This is a genomic window from Mucilaginibacter calamicampi, from assembly GCF_042676765.1.
GTDB lineage: Bacteria > Bacteroidota > Bacteroidia > Sphingobacteriales > Sphingobacteriaceae > Mucilaginibacter > Mucilaginibacter calamicampi.
Genome location: NZ_JBHTHU010000022.1, coordinates 14649 through 32930 on the forward strand (window position 1 = coordinate 14649; position 18282 = coordinate 32930).

Sequence of the window (18282 nt, forward strand, 5' to 3'; positions counted from 1 at the left end):
ACCATTAAATGATCTTAAATACATCCTACCAGGAGCGGTTTGAAGGAAGGCACATTGCCCCCGGCGAAGCCGACACAGCCAGCATGCTAAAGGTTACCGGCGCGGCCACGCTTGATGAACTTATAGAACAAACCATCCCGCAAAAAATACGCTTAAAGGCCCCTTTAAATCTTCCGGCGGCCAAAAGCGAATACGCTTATCTGCGTGATCTAAAGCAAACGGCATCAAAAAACAAGGTATTTAAAAGCTTTATTGGGCAGGGGTATTATGATGTGATAGTGCCGGGTGTTATACAAAGGAACATTCTGGAAAACCCCGGATGGTACACCCAATACACCCCTTACCAGGCAGAGATAGCGCAGGGCAGATTGCAGGCTTTACTTAACTTCCAAACCATGGTGATTGACCTTACCGGTATGGAGATAGCCAATGCTTCCCTGCTGGATGAAGGTACCGCCGCTGCCGAGGCCATGTTTATGCAATACAGCCTGCGTAAAAATCAGGCGGCAAAAACGTTCTTTGTATCAAAAGAGCTGTTTCCGCAAACTATAGATATTTTAAAAACCCGCGCCGAGCCTTACGGCATTGAATTGTTGATAGGCGACCACCAAACAGTTGAGTTGAGTGATGCCATGTTCGGTGCCATTGTGCAATATCCGGCCGCCAACGGTGCCGTATATAATTATACTGATTTTGCTTTACGCGGACATGAAAAAGGCATAAAACTAACTGTTGTTGCCGATATAATGAGTTTGCTGTTGCTTACCCCTCCGGGCGAGTGGGGCGCTGATATAGTGGTAGGCTCAACCCAGCGCTTTGGCGTACCTATGGGTTTTGGTGGTCCGCATGCTGCTTTTTTTGCCACTAAAGAGGAGTATAAGCGTTCAATGCCGGGTAGGATAATTGGTGTAACCATTGACAGCGCAGGCGATTATGCTTTGCGCATGGCACTGCAAACGCGCGAGCAGCACATCCGCAGGGATAAAGCTACTTCTAACATTTGTACCGCGCAGGCGCTCCTGGCTATTATGGCAGGGATGTATGCTGTGTACCACGGGCCTCAGGGTTTAAAACTGATTGCCGAAAGAACTCATGGATTAGCTGTAACATTAAGCAATGCGCTAACCGGTTTAGGCTATAAGCAACTTAACCAAAGCTATTTTGATACCATTGCTGTTGATGCGGGTGATCTGGTTAACGCCATTCACTCAGAAGCATTAAACAACGACCTTAACCTTAACTACCAGGGCTCGGTTATTACAATTGCTGTTGATGAAACTACCTTACCGGAGGATATTAAAACCCTGGTAAAAATATTTGCGAAAGTTAAGGGCAAAACCCTGAATGATACCATTGTTGATGCCCCTGTTGAAACGGTTATCCCAACCGAATTGCAGAGGACATCTGCTTACCTTGCTCACCCGGTATTTAACACACACCATTCTGAGCACGAAATGCTGCGCTATATCAAATCATTAGAAACCAAAGACCTTTCTCTTTGCCATTCTATGATAGCCCTGGGCTCGTGCACCATGAAGTTGAACGCTACTACGGAAATGGTGCCCGTTACCTGGGCAGAGTTTAGCCGCATGCATCCCTTTGCACCTGTTGATCAAACCGGTGGATATATGCAGTTATTTGATGAACTGAACCGCTGGTTGAGCGAGATAACCGGTTTTGCGGCCATGAGCCTGCAACCCAACGCCGGCGCGCAAGGCGAATATGCCGGTTTAATGGTTATCCGCGCCTATCATCATGATCGTGGTGACCATCACCGCAATATCGCGCTAATACCCTCATCTGCACATGGCACTAACCCTGCTTCGGCAGCTATGGCCGGCATGAAGATAGTGGTGGTAAAATGCGACGATAATGGCAATATTGATGTAGCCGACTTGCAGGCGCGCGCCGAGCAATATAAAGACGAGCTTTCCTGCCTGATGGTTACCTACCCGTCAACTCATGGTGTGTTTGAGGAATCAATTATTGATATCTGCGAGATCATTCACCAAAACGGCGGACAAGTTTATATGGATGGTGCCAACATGAACGCGCAGGTGGGCTTAACCAGTCCGGCTAATATTGGTGCCGATGTTTGCCACCTTAACCTGCATAAAACATTTTGTATTCCGCATGGCGGTGGTGGGCCGGGCATGGGCCCTATCGGCGTAGCCAAACACCTTGTGCCTTACTTACCGGGCCATGCTGTTGTTGATATTGATAATGGCAAAGCTATACACGCTGTTTCTGCAGCTCCGTGGGGTTCGGCTTCTATATTGATCATTTCTCATGCTTATATAGCCATGATGGGGCCTGATGGTTTAACCAATGCTACCCGTTACGCCATATTGAATGCTAACTATATTAAAACCCGTTTAGAAAACTATTATCCCGTGCTATACACAGGCAGCCACGGCCGCTGCGCGCACGAGATGATATTGGATTGCCGCTCCTTCAAAGCCGCAGGTATTGAGGTGGTTGATATAGCCAAACGTTTAATGGATTATGGTTTCCACGCGCCAACAGTATCTTTCCCGGTTGCAGGCACGGTAATGGTTGAGCCTACCGAATCAGAGCCCAAACATGAACTGGACCGCTTTTGCGATGCGATGATAGCCATCCGCAAGGAAATTGCCGCAGTTGAACAAGGCGTTGCGGATAAAACCGACAATCCTTTAAAAAATGCGCCGCATACCATGACGGTAATTTCTGCGGATGAGTGGGAGCATTCTTACAGCCGCAAAACAGCTGCGTTCCCGCTGCCTTATGTTGCGGCTCATAAATTCTGGCCATCAGTTGGCCGTGTTAACGATACTTATGGCGACCGGACGTTGATCTGCTCTTGCCCGCCGTTAACCGATTACGAATTTGAAGAAAGCGAAGTTACCACGCCGGAGTACGGAACGTGATGAATGTGCAGATATGCAAATTTGAAGATGTGCAGATGGCTTAGCTGTCTGCACATTTTTTTTGCGTGATACTTCTTATTGCGGCATAATACCTTAATAAGGTAAGGAATATTACCGTGATACCTTTATTCAATAACTATTTTCTTAGTCATATTGTAACAACAATGTGTCAATATTTGGCTTTAAAATCATTTTTTATTGTGAAAACAACACATAAAAATATATAAGTTTGTGTGCACGGCTACATCGATGTAGTACAAACCAATAAAAAACAAACCGATATATTAAACATTAACCAACAATTACAATGAAATCAAAATCATTAGCTATTGTTTTGGCCGCCACCTTTGTAGGTAGCTTCGCTCAGGCCCAGACAATAAAAGAAGACTTTAAGCCTTCCTCATTTAACCAACCTCTTCAGGATTACCCAATGGTAAACTCTGAAGGACGTGTACGTTTCCGCGTTTTAGCTCCTAAAGCAGACAGCATCAGCGTTGGCCTGGGTTTAGGTGGCGATAGATCAAAAGGCACCAAGCTTGTGAAAGGTGCTGACGGTTATTTTACCGGCACAAGCACGCCATTGGATGAAGGCTTCCACTATTATCACTTAACTGTTGATGGGGCTACGCTTAACGATCCGGGAACCGGCAATTTCTACGGTTCACAGCGTTGGGAAAGCGGCGTAGAAGTACCTGCTCATGACCAGGATTTTTATGCCTTAAAAGACGTTCCGCATGGTATATTGCAAAATATTATTTTCCCATCAAAGAGCTCAACTTTTGGCTCGCGCCCGGCTATCGTTTATACGCCACCGGGTTACGAAAAAGGCTCAACCAAATATCCTGTGTTATACTTACAACACGGTTGGGGCGAGAATGAAACATCATGGAGCATTCAAGGTAAAGCCGGTATCATCATGGACAACATGATTGCTGAAGGCAAAATAAAACCTTTCATCGTTGTAATGACTTATGGTATGACTAACGTTGGTGGCAATGGCCCGGGTGGCGCTCGTCGTCCTGCTGGTCCTCCTCCTGCTGCTGGTGCTGCTCCTGCTGGTGCTCCTGCTGCCGGCGCTGCCCCTGCTGCACGTCCTGCCGGTGGTGGTATAATGGGTGGTGGTACCGTGCTAAATGGTATTACTAAAGGCGAAGTTACCGGCCCTGCTGCATTCCAGGAAGTTTTAATTAATGATCTTATTCCTTATGTTGATTCTCATTTCCGCACTATTGCAAAAAGAGACAGCCGCGCAATGGCAGGCCTTTCAATGGGTGGTATGGAAACACACAGCATTACATTAAACAGACCAGACGTATTTGCATATTGGGGTTTGTTAAGCGGTGGCAACTACAACCTTACTGAACTACAAGGCAAAGAAAAACCAAAACATATTTTTGTTAGCTACGGCAGCAAAGAAGGTGGTTCTGCAGCATTGGCTAAAATGGAAGCGGACCTTAAAGGTGCAGGCTATAGCGTAAGCACTTACGTTTCTCCGGAAACAGCGCACGAGTTCCAAACCTGGCGTCGCAGCTTACTTGAAATGGCTCCAAAGCTGTTTAAATAAGCTCAAAATTATTACATATTTTAAGGTGGGGATAATGAAAATTATCCCCACTTTTATTTTATGAAGTATAGTAGTAAAATAAAATTAGTTACCGCGTTAACCGGCGTTTTCGCTATTTGTAATCTCCCAAGTGCTTTTTCGCAAGCCCCTGTGCAGGCGGTGGCACCAGCGCCAACCGGCATAGAGCTGGTATCAAAACTTGATAAGCCTAAAAAGAAATTTAACGAGAAAGACCTAAGCGGGTATCTGCTGGTTTATTTTAAAGATCAAACGCACTCGGCTTATTTCGCCGCCAGTGCTGATGGTTATACATTTACTGACTTAAATGGCGGTCAGCCAATTTTTATCGGCTCGCAGCTGGCCGAGCAAAAAGGCGTTCGCGATCCGCATATTACCCGGGGACCGGACGGTGCCTTTTATTTAGCGATGACGGATCTGCATATTTCCGGCAAACGCGCCGGTTTCAGAGATACAGAATGGGAGCGCCCGCAGGAAAAATATGGCTGGGGTAATAACCGTGCCCTGGTATTGATGAAATCATACGACCTGATCCATTGGACGCATTCTGACCTGCGAATAGATAAGGCATTCCCTGAATTGGGTGATATTGATTGCTCCTGGGCACCCGAAACTATTTATGATGCTGACAAAAAGAAAATGATGGTGTACTTTACCATCCGTTATAACAATAAAAACGCGGGCATTTATTGGGCCTACGCCAACGATGATTTTACCAAATTGGAAGCAGTGCCGCAGCGCGTTACCGAAATTGGAGGTATAGATGCCGACATTACCAAAGTGGGCGATAAGTACCAGATGTTTTATGTGGGCGACGCTAAGATCTGGCATTCGGTATCTGATAAAATAAACGGAGGCTTTCCCGCTACACGCGATAAAAGGATAGATCCTGAAAAAGTATCAACCGAAGCGCCCAACGTTTTCAAACGCCTTGGCACTGATAAATATGTGCTGATGTATGATGTTTACGGTTTACGCCCCAGTAACATGGGCTTTAGTGAAACAACTGACTTTGTAAACTTTACCGATCTGGGCCACTTTAATGAAGGCGCAATGAAAACCACCAACTTTACAAGCCCTAAACATGGCGCGGTAACTTACCTTACTAAAGCGGAGCTTAAAGCCATTGCTGAGCATTGGAAGGTGGAGATAAAGTAATTGTCAGAATAGATTTCTGTCATTACGGGGAACGAAGCAATGACACGGAGAAAAGCCGTGATGCACAGTTCGCGATTGCTTCGTTCCTCGCAATGACAGTTGATCGTTATAAACAAAAAAGGGATAACCAATGGCTATCCCTTTTTTGTTTATACTCCCCCTTTAGGGGGCCGGGGGGCTACGCCTCTACAGCATGTCCCACTAAATTTTTAGCAACCAGATACTCAGCTATCTGAATAGCATTGGTAGCAGCGCCTTTACGCAGGTTATCGCTAACTATCCAGCAGTTTAAAGTGTTAGGCTGGCTCTCATCACGGCGGATGCGGCCAACAAAAACTTCGTCCTTATCATGCGCGTCAAGCGGCATTGGGTATTTAAGGTTAGCTACATCATCGGTAACAATAACGCCCGGTGCTTTGCTTAATAAATCGCGTAATTCAGTTAAGTCAAAATCGTTTTCAAACTCAATATTTACTGATTCTGAGTGACCGCCCATTACCGGGATCCGAACAGTAGTTGCCGTTACGCGGATACTGTCGTCGCCCATAATTTTGTTGGTCTCTTTAACCATTTTCATTTCCTCTTTGGTGTAACCGTTCTCGGTAAACACATCAATATGAGGCAATACGTTCAAGTCTATTTTATACGGATACGCCATAGGGCCATCCACGCCGTTACGCTCATTCATTAACTGATCAACAGCTTTAACGCCTGTGCCGGTTACTGATTGATAGGTTGATACTACCACACGTTTAATTTTATACTTATCGTGCAACGGTTTTAAAGCTACCACCATTTGTATGGTTGAGCAGTTAGGGTTAGCTATAATTTTATCTTCAGCGGTAAGCACATCAGCATTTACCTCGGGCACTACCAGTTTTTTGGTAGGATCCATACGCCATGCCGATGAATTGTCAATAACAGTAATACCTGCTGCTGCAAAAAGCGGTGCCTGGCTTAATGAAGTACTGCCACCTGCCGAAAACAAGGCAATCTCGGGCTTCTGCTTTATCGCATCCTCGGCAGAAACAACCTTAAACTGCTTACCCTTAAAAGTGATCTCTTTACCAACACTTTTTTCGGAAGCAACGGGAATTAATTCTGTTACCGGGAAGTTGCGTTCTTCTAGAACCTGCAACATTTTAGTGCCAACCAAGCCTGTGGCACCTACAACTGCGATCTTCATTTTTTTTAATTTGTTAATTAATAATTTATTGCGAGCGGCAAATATCGTATTTTTTTGCCATGGGCGGTAAATTTATTGTAAATGGTGGCTCATATTTTGCTTGTATGTAACTGAAACTGGCCCTATTGGCGTTAAACATTCTACCTTTGCAACACATCTGATAATGCTATGAGCGAAAAAATATTGGTGATTGGAGCCAACGGGCAAATTGGTACCGAACTGGTAGTTAACCTGCGCGGCAGGTTTGGCGAAGAAGCCGTAATTGCTTCTGACATTCATGCTTCTGATCATCATTTAATAAAGGATGGCCCCTTTGAACTGATAAATGTTTTAGATAAAAATGCATTGGAGGCTGTTTTCGAAAAGCATTCTCCCACACAGGTTTACCTGTTAGCCGCTATCCTATCCGCCACCGGCGAAAAGCATCCAAAAATGGCTTGGGACCTGAATATGACAGGTTTGCTGAATGTGCTTGATCTGGCTGTAAAATATAAAACCAATAAGGTTTTCTGGCCTAGCTCCATCGCGGTATTCGGCCCGCACTCGCCCCGGGAAAATACGCCGCAATTTTGCATAATGGACCCAAACACGGTATATGGCTTTAGTAAGTTAGCCGGAGAGCGCTGGTGCGAATATTACTACCTTAAACACGGCCTGGATGTGCGCAGCCTGCGTTATCCCGGTTTGATTGGGTGGCGCAGCGACCCGGGCGGCGGCACTACAGATTATGCTGTAAATATATTCCACGAAGCGTTGGCCCATAATAAATACGAAAGCTTCTTGTCAGCAGGTACTGCATTACCGATGATGTACATGCATGATGCCATACGCGCGACACTTGAACTTATGGATGCGCCTGCTTATAAACTCAGCATCCGCTCCTCCTATAATTTAGCCGGCATCAGCTTTACACCCGAACAGCTATCCGCAGAAATAAAAAAACACCTGCCCGGATTTGAAATAACTTATGCCAATAATGACCCTCGACAGGCCATTGCAGAGAGCTGGCCAAAATCAATTGATGACAAAAAAGCGCAGGAAGACTGGGGCTGGAAAATAAAATATGATCTGGTAGCCATGACGGAGGATATGCTGGCGAACTTGAAATAAAACGGTAATATCGAATAAGCGCCATTGTCATTCTGAGCGATAGCGAAGAATCTTATAAAACTTATAAGTAAAATATTGACAGTCTGCGAGATTGTACGGCGTATTAGATATTTCGCTACCGCTCAATATGACAAACTGTTCTTTAAATACCGTTACTTGAGTGTTCGATATTCAAATCCTTTACTTCACTTTCCCTGCACTATTTACAAAAACAACATTTGAAAGAACTGCTGTATCTGCCTTATCCGGCTCGTGCGAACAGAAGCCAATACCAACATAAAAAGGGCCATCCAATTTAAGTTCAATAGGTGCGCCATATTGGGTCATAGGTTCGCCAAACATGCTCACAAACAGGGCAAACTTATTGCCCCGTTTTTCAATACCGATGCGTTTTGCGTGGGCAATAATACCTTCATCCATGGATTTGCCGCCCGGCAGCGCGCCACGACTGGTAACGCGGTATTCAAAATCTCTAACCTTAACCCCTTTTTCGGGCCTCCAGGCTAAGTGAAACATTCCTTCGCCATGCAATGCCACCACAACCTCCTTTGCATCATCATCCAGGCTTTGGCGAATAACGATACAGGCTTTGCGGTCGCCATAGCCTGTGGGATTAGGGTAGCTTATCTCGGTAGCCATTGATACATCGCCAGAAACCTTTTTCCACAGATAACGAAACTCATCCCTTACATACCAAATGTTGTACCCGGCAGAAGTAATAGTATATTTTTTTGTAGCTGCATCATAACTTGAACTGCCCGGAATAATGGCAGCACCCACGTCGCTTTGTCCATCAAAGATCCCTATGGGTGTCATGGTGGTTTTTGTTTCCCGGTGAAAATCAGCAGGTGGCGAAACCTGCTTGTGGGTAGCAGAGGCCGGTAGCGCCCAATCAGGCACAGCGGGATTAGTAGCAGCCGGGGTTTGCGCGTTGGCCAACTGTGTAGCGGCCGCTAGTATACATGCAGGCAATAAAATGCTTCTGGTGATTTTTATCTGACAGAATTTCATGGTGTTGGTTTTATTATAATCGGGTTTATACCAAAGGTAGAGAAGAATTTCAAAATTGTTGGCTAACTGATAGGTTAGCGGTAGGCTGTACCAAAGGCAAATAGATCCAAACAATTAAAGGATATACAACGGCGCTCAAAAATTTAAAAGAAACCTGTTATCTTCGCAAGATATGGACCATAATCCATGAACTAATAAATATGGGAAGAGCATTTGAATTCCGTAAAGAGAGAAAATTTAAGCGTTGGGCCAAAATGGCCATACAGTTTACCCGTTTAGGTAAAGAAATAGTAATGGCCGTAAAGGCGGGCGGCGGCGATGTTAACACCAACTCGCGCTTGCGTACTGCCGTGCAAAACGCCAAAGCCGTTAACATGCCCAAAGATCGTGTTGAAGCGGCTATAAAACGCGCCAGCAGCCGGGATGAAAAAGATTACGAGGAGCTGGTTTACGAAGGCTATGCGCCGCATGGCGTTGCCGTATTGGTTGAAACGGCTACTGATAATACCAACCGCACGGTTGCCAACGTACGCAGCTACTTTACAAAAACGGGCGGCGCGCTGGGTAAAACAGGATCTTTGGATTTTATATTTACGCGCAAAGCGGTGTTTAATTTTGTGCCCGGCGACCGTGATCTGGAAGAACTTGAGTTTGAATTGATAGATGCCGGATTAGAGGATCTGTTTGTTGAGGCCGATGAAGAAGGGAATGATATAGCTGTTATTCACACAGCGTTTGAGGATTTTGGCAAGATGCAAAAAGCGTTGGAAGCATTGGGTATTGAAACAAAATCGGCCAAGTTGGAGCGTATTCCGCAATCATTCCATGAAGTAAGTGAAGAGCAGGCTGCCGATGTATTAAAACTGATTGACAGGCTGGAAGAGGACGACGATGTGCAGGCGGTTTATCATAATATGGCGGAGTAAGCGTTAGTTAATTAGAGATTAGTTGAATGGTGATTAGTTGCCTTTGGGCAGGTAATCCTAAAATCAATTAATCCTATAAATCTTAGTTCAGACCATGCCACTATTAAACACACGCAGACAGGAAAAAAAAGTTAAAGTTACCTTTAGCGATGGTTTGCTGCTGATTGAAAAAGATGATGGCAAGCAGCAGGTTTTCCCGCTGGAATGGTTCCCCCAACTGGCTAATGCTACCGATGAGGAACGGGAAGACTGGACGCAGACCGATAAGGGCATTCACTTCAACCGATTAAATGTTGATGTATCTTTATAGCAACAAGAGTTAAGGATCAAGAGGCAGGAGTTAAAAAATTCATCGTCTTGATTCTTGCATCTTGTTTCTTGATTCTAAATAAAAATGACTTTCGAAGAGTTTTTTAAAAAGAAAAGAATTGATCTGGATGCCTTAGAAAAAGGCAACCCGGCATTGCTTTTTGAATTTAAAAGCCACTTTGAACAGATGGGCGAAAAAAGCTTTGACCACACTAAAAAATACTGGTTCAATAAACTGCGCTTGCAATACCACCTTGCCCCCGAGATAAAAACAGAGAAGACGCATATAGAAAACAGGCTGGCTGAACAAACCATAACAGATTCCTTATCCGAGCCAATAAAAGCAGCTTCTAAGGCGGGATTTACACCGCGTTTTAAAGCCGCTGCCCAGAAACCTGCCGAAACGCCCGCTGCTGAAGAAAACAAAACACAAGAAGTACCAGCCGCAGACACGCCGAAAGTTGGTTTCACGCCACGTTTTAAGGCAGGGATTACGAAGCCGACGGAGGATAACACCGCTGCTCCAACCGAAGAAAATAAAGCTGAAGAACCTGCTAAACCGAAAGTTGGTTTTACCCCGCGCTTTAAGGCCGGAGTTACAAAACCGGCGGAGGATAACGCCGTTGCTCCAATCGAAGAAAATAAAGCCGAAGAACCTGCTAAACCAAAAGTTGGTTTTACACCGCGTTTTAAGGCCGGGATTACGAAACCGACCGAGGATACCGCCCCTGCTCCAGCCGAAGAAAATAAAGCTGAAGAACCTGCTAAACCAAAGGTTGGTTTTACACCCCGCTTTAAGGCCGGAGTTACAAAACCGGCGGAGGATAACGCCGCTGCCCCAGCCGAAGAAACCAAAGCAGAAGAGCCCGCCAAACCAAAGGTTGGCTTTACGCCACGCTTTAAGGCCGGAGTTACAAAGCCCGCCGAACCTGCTCTATCACCGGAAGAAATAAAGCCAGAAGAAACGCCTGTTGAGACTAAACCCAATATAGGTTTTACGCGACGTTTTAAAGCCGGAGTAACAAAATCTGCAGAACCAACTTCTGACTCAGCGGAAGAAAAGAAGGCAGAAGAATCTGCAGCGGTTGACAAACCCAAAATAGGATTTACCCCACGTTTTAAAGCATCATCTCCCCCAAAACAGCAAGATCCGCCTTTGGAGGATTAGGAAACTATTTACAATATTTAGCTACAGCTTCTTTAGCCTCTGCCGAGCCTAACCGTGCCGAGGTGTTCAGGTCCTCGCAAGCGCTTTCTTTTGTTAAAGTAATTAGTCGCGCAAGCCCCCGGTGCAAATAACTAAGCGCGTTTTTAGGATTCAACTTAACTGCCATATCGTAGTTATTCATGGCTCCTATGTAATCCTTAACATTCATTTTCGCATCGCCCCAAAGCATGTAATAAAGCTCATTCTGGGGTTCTATTCTAATTGCCTCTCCTATATCCGCGTTCATTCTCTCTGCATCAGGCAATAAACTTTGTGCAACACCCCGGTAGGCGAAGGTTTTTGTATTGTCCAGGTTAATAAATAAAACGCTGTTATAGTCGTCAACCGCGCCCTGGTAATCTTTTAAAGCCAGTTTAACCTGTGCCCTGATAAAATAGGCTGCATCGTCGTTTTCCTGCAATTTAATCGCCTTGTTTATCTCTTTAAATGCGCCGTCGTAATCTTTGAGGGTCAGCTTGGCGTTACCCAAATTATAGTAAGCCGCTGCATAAGTAGAATCAAGTTTTATGGCGATATTATAATCTTCCATAGCGGCTAAAAGCTCGACTAAACCCTGTTTTGCAATACCCCGCTGAACGTAAAATTTAGGCTGTTGAGGATTTTTGCCCGAAAGCGAATTAAAAAGCGCGAGCATCTCTTTATAAAATCCGCCTTCTGCCATTACGGCGCCAAGGCGTATATATAAATTGTCGTCCTTAGCATCCGTAGCAATGATCTTGTTTATATCCTGCAGCGCGCCCGCACTATCGTTGGTTTTAATGCGTGCTGTAGCTCGCTTTAAGTAGTTCTCGGTATTACCGGGGTTAAGGGCAATCGCTTTATCATAGCTTACCATAGCTTCCCTAAATCTCTTTTGCGCAATATTTAAGTCGCCGCGTACCGCGTAAGCAAAGTCGTTCTTTGGGTTGATCTCAATACCTTTATTCAGATCTGCCAGTGCAGCCGTGGTATCTTTAAGCATTATATGTATGCGTGCACGTATTACATATGCGCTGCTGTTTTTTGCATCAAGCCTAAGCGCGGTATTAACATCGTCTTTCGCTTCTTCAAAGTGCTTTATGTTATATTTAGAATCAGCCCGGTATTGGTAGGCTTCGGCATTTTTACTATCCAATTCAATTGCCTTATCAAAATCTGCTATAGCACCAATCTGATCATTCAAATAGTTCTTCAGCACACCTTCGTAAACATACAACTCGGCCTTTTCGGGATATTTCTTTACCAGACCGCTAAAGTACTCAAGCGCTGCTTTATTGTCGTTTACGTTAGAGTAGGCGTTGGCCAGATATTTAAATACATTGGGCATATCCGGCTTTAACTCAATGGTTTTCTTGTAATTTTCTACCGCTTCTGCATACTGCCCTACATTGGCTTGGGCATTGGCGGTATAAAAAATGGCTTCAATGTTTTTAGGGTCAAGGTCCATTACCACCTTATAATCGGCAATTGCACCCTTAAAATTAGCCATGCTTACTTTTGAGTTGGCACGGTAAAAAATCAGATCGGCGTTTTTAGGATCAAGTTTAGCCGCAACGTCATAATCAGCAACGGCACCGGCATGATCTTCCAAATTGGCTTTAGCCACGCCCCGGTATTCAAACAGCGATGGGTCTTTGGGCGTAATTTCTATGGCCTTAGTAAAATCTGCAACGGCACCTGCGTAGTCTTTTAATTCCGCTTTGGCATTTGCACGGTAATGGTACATATCCGCATTACGCGGGCTTATGGAAATAGCTTTATTAAAATCTTCTACCGCGGCGGCATAAGTTCCGTTCGCGTTGTTGGCATTGCCACGGTAAAAATAGGCTTCAACGTTAGCTGCAGATGGGTCAATCTCTATTGATCTTGTAAAGTCAGCAATAGCGGCGGGCTGGTCTTTCAGGTTGCTGTGCGCGTTTGCACGATACAGGTATGCTTTAGCACTTCTGCCATCCCGCTGTATCGCTTTGGTAAATTCAGCTATAGCGCCTTTGTAATCCTTTGCACCTGCCTTGGCGTTACCGTTCTGGATATAATCATCTGCCGACTGCGCTATGCAGAAGAAGGGCAGAAACAGAAATAAAATTATTAACCTGATCATATATTAATTAATCCCTGTTTATTTATGGCCTTAAAATAAGCGATGCCGAGGCGCTTGTGCCCTGCCCCGTATTACGGCCCATAATAAACTTACCTGCATTTAAGAATATTGAGAATTTCTTGGTAAACGAATAGCCATAGCTTAACGACGCCTGGGTAAAAGCAAAATTGCGGTTGTTACCTACCTGTACGGCATTAAATGCTGTACTAAGGCTGCTGGTTGAATAAAAACCGCTTAATGATATAGAAGTTTGGTGTTTAAACCTTCGGTCAAGCGTCATACCGATGGTGCCATTATACCTGTCTTGTATAGGTCCTTGCCCACCAAAATATTGCCTTATCCCATTCTCTGCGGTGAAATAATAGTTTTTGCCTAAAAAGTGACCGCTGCCAGCAAACATTAGTTTTACTTCGGCGCCGTTTTCTTTATAGCCAAGGTTTATATTGTTGTATAATGGCTGAATAAAGGTGCCCTGTACAGAAAAATAATAGATATAATCAATGTTAGCCAGATAATATTTTACGCCAACCTCCAGATCGGTAAAACCGCTGGTTGCCTGGTCATAACCTGTTGCATCCCTGTAATGGTTCATGGCGTAAGGCAACACTGCAGAAACCGCAAAACGTTTGCTTATGCCGTACTCTGTATAAAGCGAGTAACTAAGCGATGTAAACTTACCGCCGTTGGCAAATGGTTTATTTACCTTGTACTCATCCCAGCTGCGGTTGGCAAAAAAGTAATTTACCGACGGTGATATTAGGATGCTGCCTGGACGCACAGGGAAGCCCCCCGCATAGGTTTTATGTTGTAACACAATTAAAACGATGCCCGTTGCCAGCAAATACTTAAATAGGGTGTAGGTTAATTTCATATCGTTTAAAATAATGCAAATGTATCACGCATCCAACGCCCCTCAAAGTCTTTATAAGACTGGCTTATCTCGTGCGCCAGGTCTTTAAAAACCATCATCCTCTTATTTGATTTAATGTTATTATATGCCGCAAACTCATTAGCAGGTGGCGCAAACGGATCAAGCGAGCCTATCCCCATCAGCACAGAACAAGTAATATTGGGCATAAAGTTCTTTACGTCAAAATAATCCAGGTTGCCTAACACTTTATCCATAGTTAATCCCGGCTGGGTAGCCACATATTTTTGTATACTACTTATGGGCCAATCTACCGCGCCCACTAAGTTACGAATATCACATAAAATAGGGTTCTGCGCAGAGCATAATCGTATTCTGCTATCAAGGCTGGCGGTAGCCAACGCTAAAAAGCCGCCCATACTACCCCCCGAAACTAAAATATTATCATGCTTAAGCTCCGGCCGCGAAAAAATAAAATCTACGGCCCGCAGGCAATCGGCAATAACACCACGCATTACATAGCGATCTTTATTTTCAACATGATAAAATATAAATTCATCCTTTCGGGTATCTATCGGGCCCCGGCTGTTACCCTGCCCGCGCACATTTAGGGTTATAATGGCCAAATCATCATCAATACCCATCAATGGGTCCAGATTTACCTGATAACCCGGCAAACCTAATAGTACGGAGAACTTCTTTTTTGGATTTTTAAGTATCGGCACTGTCATCCACCCGCGGATAGTCATGCTATCCAGCGACTTCATTTCAATCAGGTACACATGCCGGTTATCTTTATCCATCTCAGGCATGGGCGTTACCTGGAAATCAGGGTCTATTCCGGCAAGCTCGTCTTTAACTTTTTGCCAAAATTCGTCAAAATCCTTCGGCCTTTCGTGTTCAGATTTAATTTGTTCGGGGCGGATGCCAAACGCTTTTTTTACAGTATCATCATAATATGATACGTTGATCATTACGTTTATTTTATAGAAACCCGGTTTTGATTGCGGGATACTGAAGTTATATTTCTCAGCACCTTTTTTAACTATCTTAACCTGCATCGAGTCTTCCTTCACCTTTTCGCCGTCCGGTGTGGTAACTATGTACGATACTTTGCCCAGCTGATCTTCAGTGGTTGAGTTTTTTACTTCGAAAGTATATTTAGCAACCGCGTCAAAAATAGCGTTCTTGTTAGCAGGGGTTAGCTCTACCGATACTTCTCCCTCATCGTCCTGTGCTACAGCCGAAGTTGGGATGGTTAGTACGCCAGCCAATGCGGTTAAAACAAGTATGTATTTAATAAAGCACTTTAATTTATTCATGTTTGATACTTTATAGAAATAAGCCGAATTCATCGTGCATCCAGGCCAGTTCCAAATCAATGTATTTCGGACTAACATCGTGCCCCAGGTCTCTAAATATCAATATACGTTTATTTGTTTTTAACAGATTGAATACGGTATAGTCGTTGCTTGGCGGTATATAAGTATCCAATAACCCGATACTCATTAAAACTTTGCAGGTTATATTAGGCGCAAAGTTTTTAACATCATAATAATCCAGATTGTCCAGTATTTTATCAACTGTTAATCCTGGCTGAGTTGTAATATACTTTTTTATGGATTTGATAGGAAACTCTACTTCGTTAACCACACTGCGTATGTCAGAAAAAATGGGGCTTTGTGCAGAGCATAAGCCTACCCGCTTATCTAAACTGGCGGTGGCCATTGCTAAAAACCCACCCATACTGCCGCCCTTAACAAATATCTTATCGTGCCTAAGCTCATCCCGCGAGTAAATAAAGTCAATGGCGCGTATACAATCCATTATTACGCCACGCATTACGTATTTATCCTTCTTTTCAATATGATGAACGATATACTCCTCTGCCCGGGTGTTAACGTTGGTGCGGCTGTTTCCCTGCCCCCGTACGTTCAATGAAATAAATGCAACATCCCTATCCTCGCCAAAAATAGGCGGCAGCTCAATTTGATACCCCGGCAAACCCAATATAACGGCAAATTTCTTGTTTTTAACTGTAGGCTCTGTAAGCCACCCCCGTATAAGCACATTGCCTAAAGATTTCATTTCTATAAGGTAAACATTACGCGATGGCGTGCTTAACTCCGGCTTAAGTATACATTTAAACTCGGGTTTTACCTTAGAAAGCTCCACTTTAGCGGTCTCCCAAAATGCATCAAAATCAACCGGTCGTTTATGGTCTGATTTAATGCGCTCGGGCTTTATGCCAAAAGCTTTGTGCAGCGTATCGTCGTACTCGCTCACGTTGATCATAAAATCAACCTTATAAAAACCGGGGTCGTCCCGGTCAATGTTAAAATCATACTTGCCCAGGGTGCCCCTGGCTATCTTAACATCAATAGCATCATGCTTCAGCTTTTCGCCGGTAACAGATGTTAGTACCCAGCTAATTTTGCCCACCTGGTCTGTAGCTGTTGTATTGTTAACCGTAAAAATAAATTTAGCCGTTTTTTCAAAAACAGCATTTTTATCCGTAGCATTTACTTCAACAAGCACCTCGCCTGCCGCTGGTGCTTCGGCTTGCGCAGGTACGGTATCTCTCACAACATGGGCAAATGCCGGCTTAACCCCCAGCAGCAGGAGCAGACATACAACACCGTAAATATTTTTATACCCTATCATTTTAAGGCTACTTAATTGATTTTTACTGATTCGTTTTCAGGGTTCCGCGATTTATTCTTTATCAGGAAATTTGATCTTCTGATGTAGTGATTCAACGGCTCTTCTATTTTAGTGAACAATAGTATTGATATGGCATTTAAGATAATAAACGCGTACAGCAGGTTAAGCTTATCAAACTCAAACGGCGAACGCCAGTCAACTCCCCATTTATCATACAACTCAAAGGCATAATCGTTTAAGCTATCAAAGTACCCATGCATTAACGTGTACATCCAACCCAAATGTATCAGGTAAAATATGTAGGAACTTTTTCCCAGCAGTTCAACAAATGGCAGCGCCAGCACTTTTTTAAATAAGGTGTTTTCTGTTAATATGCCATAAAAAAACAAGGCCACCGCAATACATAAAAAGTAGTTGTTAACTATAATACCCGTAGTACTTTCTACCCCCGCGGCCCAGCCTGCAGGCACGGGTTGAAATGCCATTACCAACACACAAAGCATCATTAATATAAAGCCGATATAGGTGTAGGTGATCTTGTTGGTACGCTCAAAGCCTTTGTTAAGCACAATACGCGCCAGTTGCACACCTACAAAAAACTCAAAGCAACGCCCGAAAAACGTAAACAGCATTACAAACGGAACATTGCCAAAGAAACCGTGCCAGTTAACCCTGCTAAATATAAGCACCATTACAACAGCAAATGCCGTTAAAACAATGGGCTGTAAATAAAATTTGTTGTACTTTTTTGCAATAAGGAAGATAATTGGCGCCGAAAAGTAAAAGCACTCCTCAACCGTTAACGACCATCCCTGCGCTATACCTGTATCCCAAAACTGATAGAAAAATCCCCTGACAAAAGTGATATTCATAACCCACAGCAAAATAGGATTATCGTTCCCCCTGGTAATTGCGGGGTCTTTAGTGATGAAGTAGTATGCAAACGCGCAGGTAGTAAGCAGCGCGTACATTGGATAGATACGTGCTACCCGGTTTTTAAGGTATTGCCTGAACCAGTCTTTAGTTAAATGGAAGTTATTATAATACCTGAAGGTTATTAAAAACCCGGACAGCACAAAGAATATTGACACACCAATATGCATCTCGCCTAAAAAGCGTTGCACAATGTGGGGAAAAACATCGTCAAAAACGTAAAAGTAATGCGATATAAAAACCAGGTAAGCAGCTAAGGCCCTAACTCCTGTTAACGCAGGGATGTAGTTTTGAAGCGGTTTTTGTGACAACAGAGCA

General features: G+C 44.1%; 14 protein-coding genes. 7 read left to right on the forward strand and 7 right to left on the reverse strand.

The genetic code is table 11. From position 1 onward, the window contains the following. Positions 1–8 precede the first annotated feature (8 nt). The 3 genes from gcvP to ACFQZS_RS17560 all read left to right on the forward strand — a co-directional run bounded on the left by gcvP (position 9) and on the right by ACFQZS_RS17560 (position 5649). Positions 9–2909, forward strand: coding sequence for an aminomethyl-transferring glycine dehydrogenase (gene gcvP / locus ACFQZS_RS17550; RefSeq protein WP_377102278.1), 2901 nt, complete (start codon positions 9–11; stop codon positions 2907–2909). Between the two features lie 307 nt (positions 2910–3216). Continuing rightward, positions 3217–4473, forward strand: a complete 1257-nt coding sequence (locus ACFQZS_RS17555; protein ID WP_377102280.1) for an alpha/beta hydrolase-fold protein — start codon at positions 3217–3219, stop codon at positions 4471–4473. Positions 4474–4533: 60 nt separating this feature from the next. After that, positions 4534–5649, forward strand: coding sequence for a glycoside hydrolase family 43 protein (locus ACFQZS_RS17560; protein ID WP_377102281.1), 1116 nt, complete (start codon positions 4534–4536; stop codon positions 5647–5649). Between the two features lie 178 nt (positions 5650–5827). Here the strand turns inward: ACFQZS_RS17560 and ACFQZS_RS17565 are convergent, their stop codons facing one another. Next, positions 5828–6835, reverse strand: a complete 1008-nt coding sequence (locus tag ACFQZS_RS17565) for an aspartate-semialdehyde dehydrogenase (protein ID WP_377102282.1) — start codon at positions 6833–6835, stop codon at positions 5828–5830. Positions 6836–7003: 168 nt separating this feature from the next. On the opposite strand from ACFQZS_RS17565, the gene ACFQZS_RS17570 reads away from it, so the two are divergent. Next, the gene (locus ACFQZS_RS17570; RefSeq protein ID WP_377102283.1) at positions 7004–7945 is read left to right on the forward strand and encodes an NAD-dependent epimerase/dehydratase family protein; all 942 of its coding nucleotides are present in this window, start codon (positions 7004–7006) and stop codon (positions 7943–7945) included. Positions 7946–8125: 180 nt separating this feature from the next. On the opposite strand, the gene ACFQZS_RS17575 is transcribed toward ACFQZS_RS17570, so the two are convergent. Then, the gene (locus ACFQZS_RS17575; RefSeq protein WP_377102284.1) at positions 8126–8956 is read right to left on the reverse strand and encodes a hypothetical protein; all 831 of its coding nucleotides are present in this window, start codon (positions 8954–8956) and stop codon (positions 8126–8128) included. Positions 8957–9156: 200 nt separating this feature from the next. On the opposite strand from ACFQZS_RS17575, the gene ACFQZS_RS17580 reads away from it, so the two are divergent. The 3 genes from ACFQZS_RS17580 to ACFQZS_RS17590 all read left to right on the forward strand — a co-directional run bounded on the left by ACFQZS_RS17580 (position 9157) and on the right by ACFQZS_RS17590 (position 11359). Further along, entirely contained in the window at positions 9157–9882 is a 726-nt protein-coding gene (locus tag ACFQZS_RS17580; RefSeq protein WP_377102285.1) for a YebC/PmpR family DNA-binding transcriptional regulator, read from the forward strand. A 94-nt stretch (positions 9883–9976) separates the two neighbouring features. Beyond that, the gene (locus tag ACFQZS_RS17585) at positions 9977–10192 is read left to right on the forward strand and encodes a DUF2442 domain-containing protein (protein WP_377102286.1); all 216 of its coding nucleotides are present in this window, start codon (positions 9977–9979) and stop codon (positions 10190–10192) included. An 84-nt stretch (positions 10193–10276) separates the two neighbouring features. Continuing rightward, the gene (locus ACFQZS_RS17590) at positions 10277–11359 is read left to right on the forward strand and encodes a hypothetical protein (RefSeq protein WP_377102288.1); all 1083 of its coding nucleotides are present in this window, start codon (positions 10277–10279) and stop codon (positions 11357–11359) included. Positions 11360–11363: 4 nt separating this feature from the next. Here ACFQZS_RS17590 and ACFQZS_RS17595 read toward each other — a convergent pair whose 3' ends face one another. Genes ACFQZS_RS17595 through ACFQZS_RS17615 form a run of 5 tightly spaced genes read right to left on the reverse strand, consistent with a single transcriptional unit; the run spans position 11364 to position 18275 of the window. Next, the gene (locus tag ACFQZS_RS17595; protein WP_377102289.1) at positions 11364–13499 is read right to left on the reverse strand and encodes a tetratricopeptide repeat protein; all 2136 of its coding nucleotides are present in this window, start codon (positions 13497–13499) and stop codon (positions 11364–11366) included. 22 nt (positions 13500–13521) lie between these two features. After that, on the reverse strand, positions 13522–14370 hold the full coding sequence (locus tag ACFQZS_RS17600; protein ID WP_377102290.1) for a hypothetical protein: 849 nt from the start codon (positions 14368–14370) through the stop codon (positions 13522–13524). A 5-nt stretch (positions 14371–14375) separates the two neighbouring features. Then, positions 14376–15689: an alpha/beta fold hydrolase gene (locus ACFQZS_RS17605; protein WP_377102291.1), complete on the reverse strand. Its 1314-nt coding sequence runs from the start codon at positions 15687–15689 to the stop codon at positions 14376–14378. A gap of 10 nt (positions 15690–15699) precedes the next feature. Continuing rightward, positions 15700–17031 (reverse strand): acetylxylan esterase, encoded by a 1332-nt coding sequence (locus ACFQZS_RS17610; RefSeq protein WP_377102292.1) that lies wholly within the window; start codon positions 17029–17031, stop codon positions 15700–15702. Positions 17032–17042: 11 nt separating this feature from the next. Beyond that, positions 17043–18275: an acyltransferase family protein gene (locus ACFQZS_RS17615; protein ID WP_377102293.1), complete on the reverse strand. Its 1233-nt coding sequence runs from the start codon at positions 18273–18275 to the stop codon at positions 17043–17045. Positions 18276–18282: the final 7 nt, after the last annotated feature.

Bases quoted from the DNA above. Each gene is read 5' to 3' on its own strand.
- ACFQZS_RS17555 (WP_377102280.1), top strand. From the start codon at position 3,217: ATGAAATCAAAATCATTAGCTATTGTTTTGGCCGCCACCTTTGTAGGT.
- ACFQZS_RS17575 (WP_377102284.1), bottom strand. From the start codon at position 8,956: ATGAAATTCTGTCAGATAAAAATCACCAGAAGCATTTTATTGCCTGCA.
- gcvP (WP_377102278.1), top strand. From the start codon at position 9: ATGATCTTAAATACATCCTACCAGGAGCGGTTTGAAGGAAGGCACATT.
- ACFQZS_RS17585 (WP_377102286.1), top strand. From the start codon at position 9,977: ATGCCACTATTAAACACACGCAGACAGGAAAAAAAAGTTAAAGTTACC.
- ACFQZS_RS17570 (WP_377102283.1), top strand. From the start codon at position 7,004: ATGAGCGAAAAAATATTGGTGATTGGAGCCAACGGGCAAATTGGTACC.
- ACFQZS_RS17595 (WP_377102289.1), bottom strand. From the start codon at position 13,499: ATGATCAGGTTAATAATTTTATTTCTGTTTCTGCCCTTCTTCTGCATA.
- ACFQZS_RS17590 (WP_377102288.1), top strand. From the start codon at position 10,277: ATGACTTTCGAAGAGTTTTTTAAAAAGAAAAGAATTGATCTGGATGCC.
- ACFQZS_RS17600 (WP_377102290.1), bottom strand. From the start codon at position 14,370: ATGAAATTAACCTACACCCTATTTAAGTATTTGCTGGCAACGGGCATC.
- ACFQZS_RS17580 (WP_377102285.1), top strand. From the start codon at position 9,157: ATGGGAAGAGCATTTGAATTCCGTAAAGAGAGAAAATTTAAGCGTTGG.
- ACFQZS_RS17605 (WP_377102291.1), bottom strand. From the start codon at position 15,689: ATGAATAAATTAAAGTGCTTTATTAAATACATACTTGTTTTAACCGCA.
- ACFQZS_RS17610 (WP_377102292.1), bottom strand. From the start codon at position 17,031: ATGATAGGGTATAAAAATATTTACGGTGTTGTATGTCTGCTCCTGCTG.
- ACFQZS_RS17565 (WP_377102282.1), bottom strand. From the start codon at position 6,835: ATGAAGATCGCAGTTGTAGGTGCCACAGGCTTGGTTGGCACTAAAATG.
- ACFQZS_RS17560 (WP_377102281.1), top strand. From the start codon at position 4,534: ATGAAGTATAGTAGTAAAATAAAATTAGTTACCGCGTTAACCGGCGTT.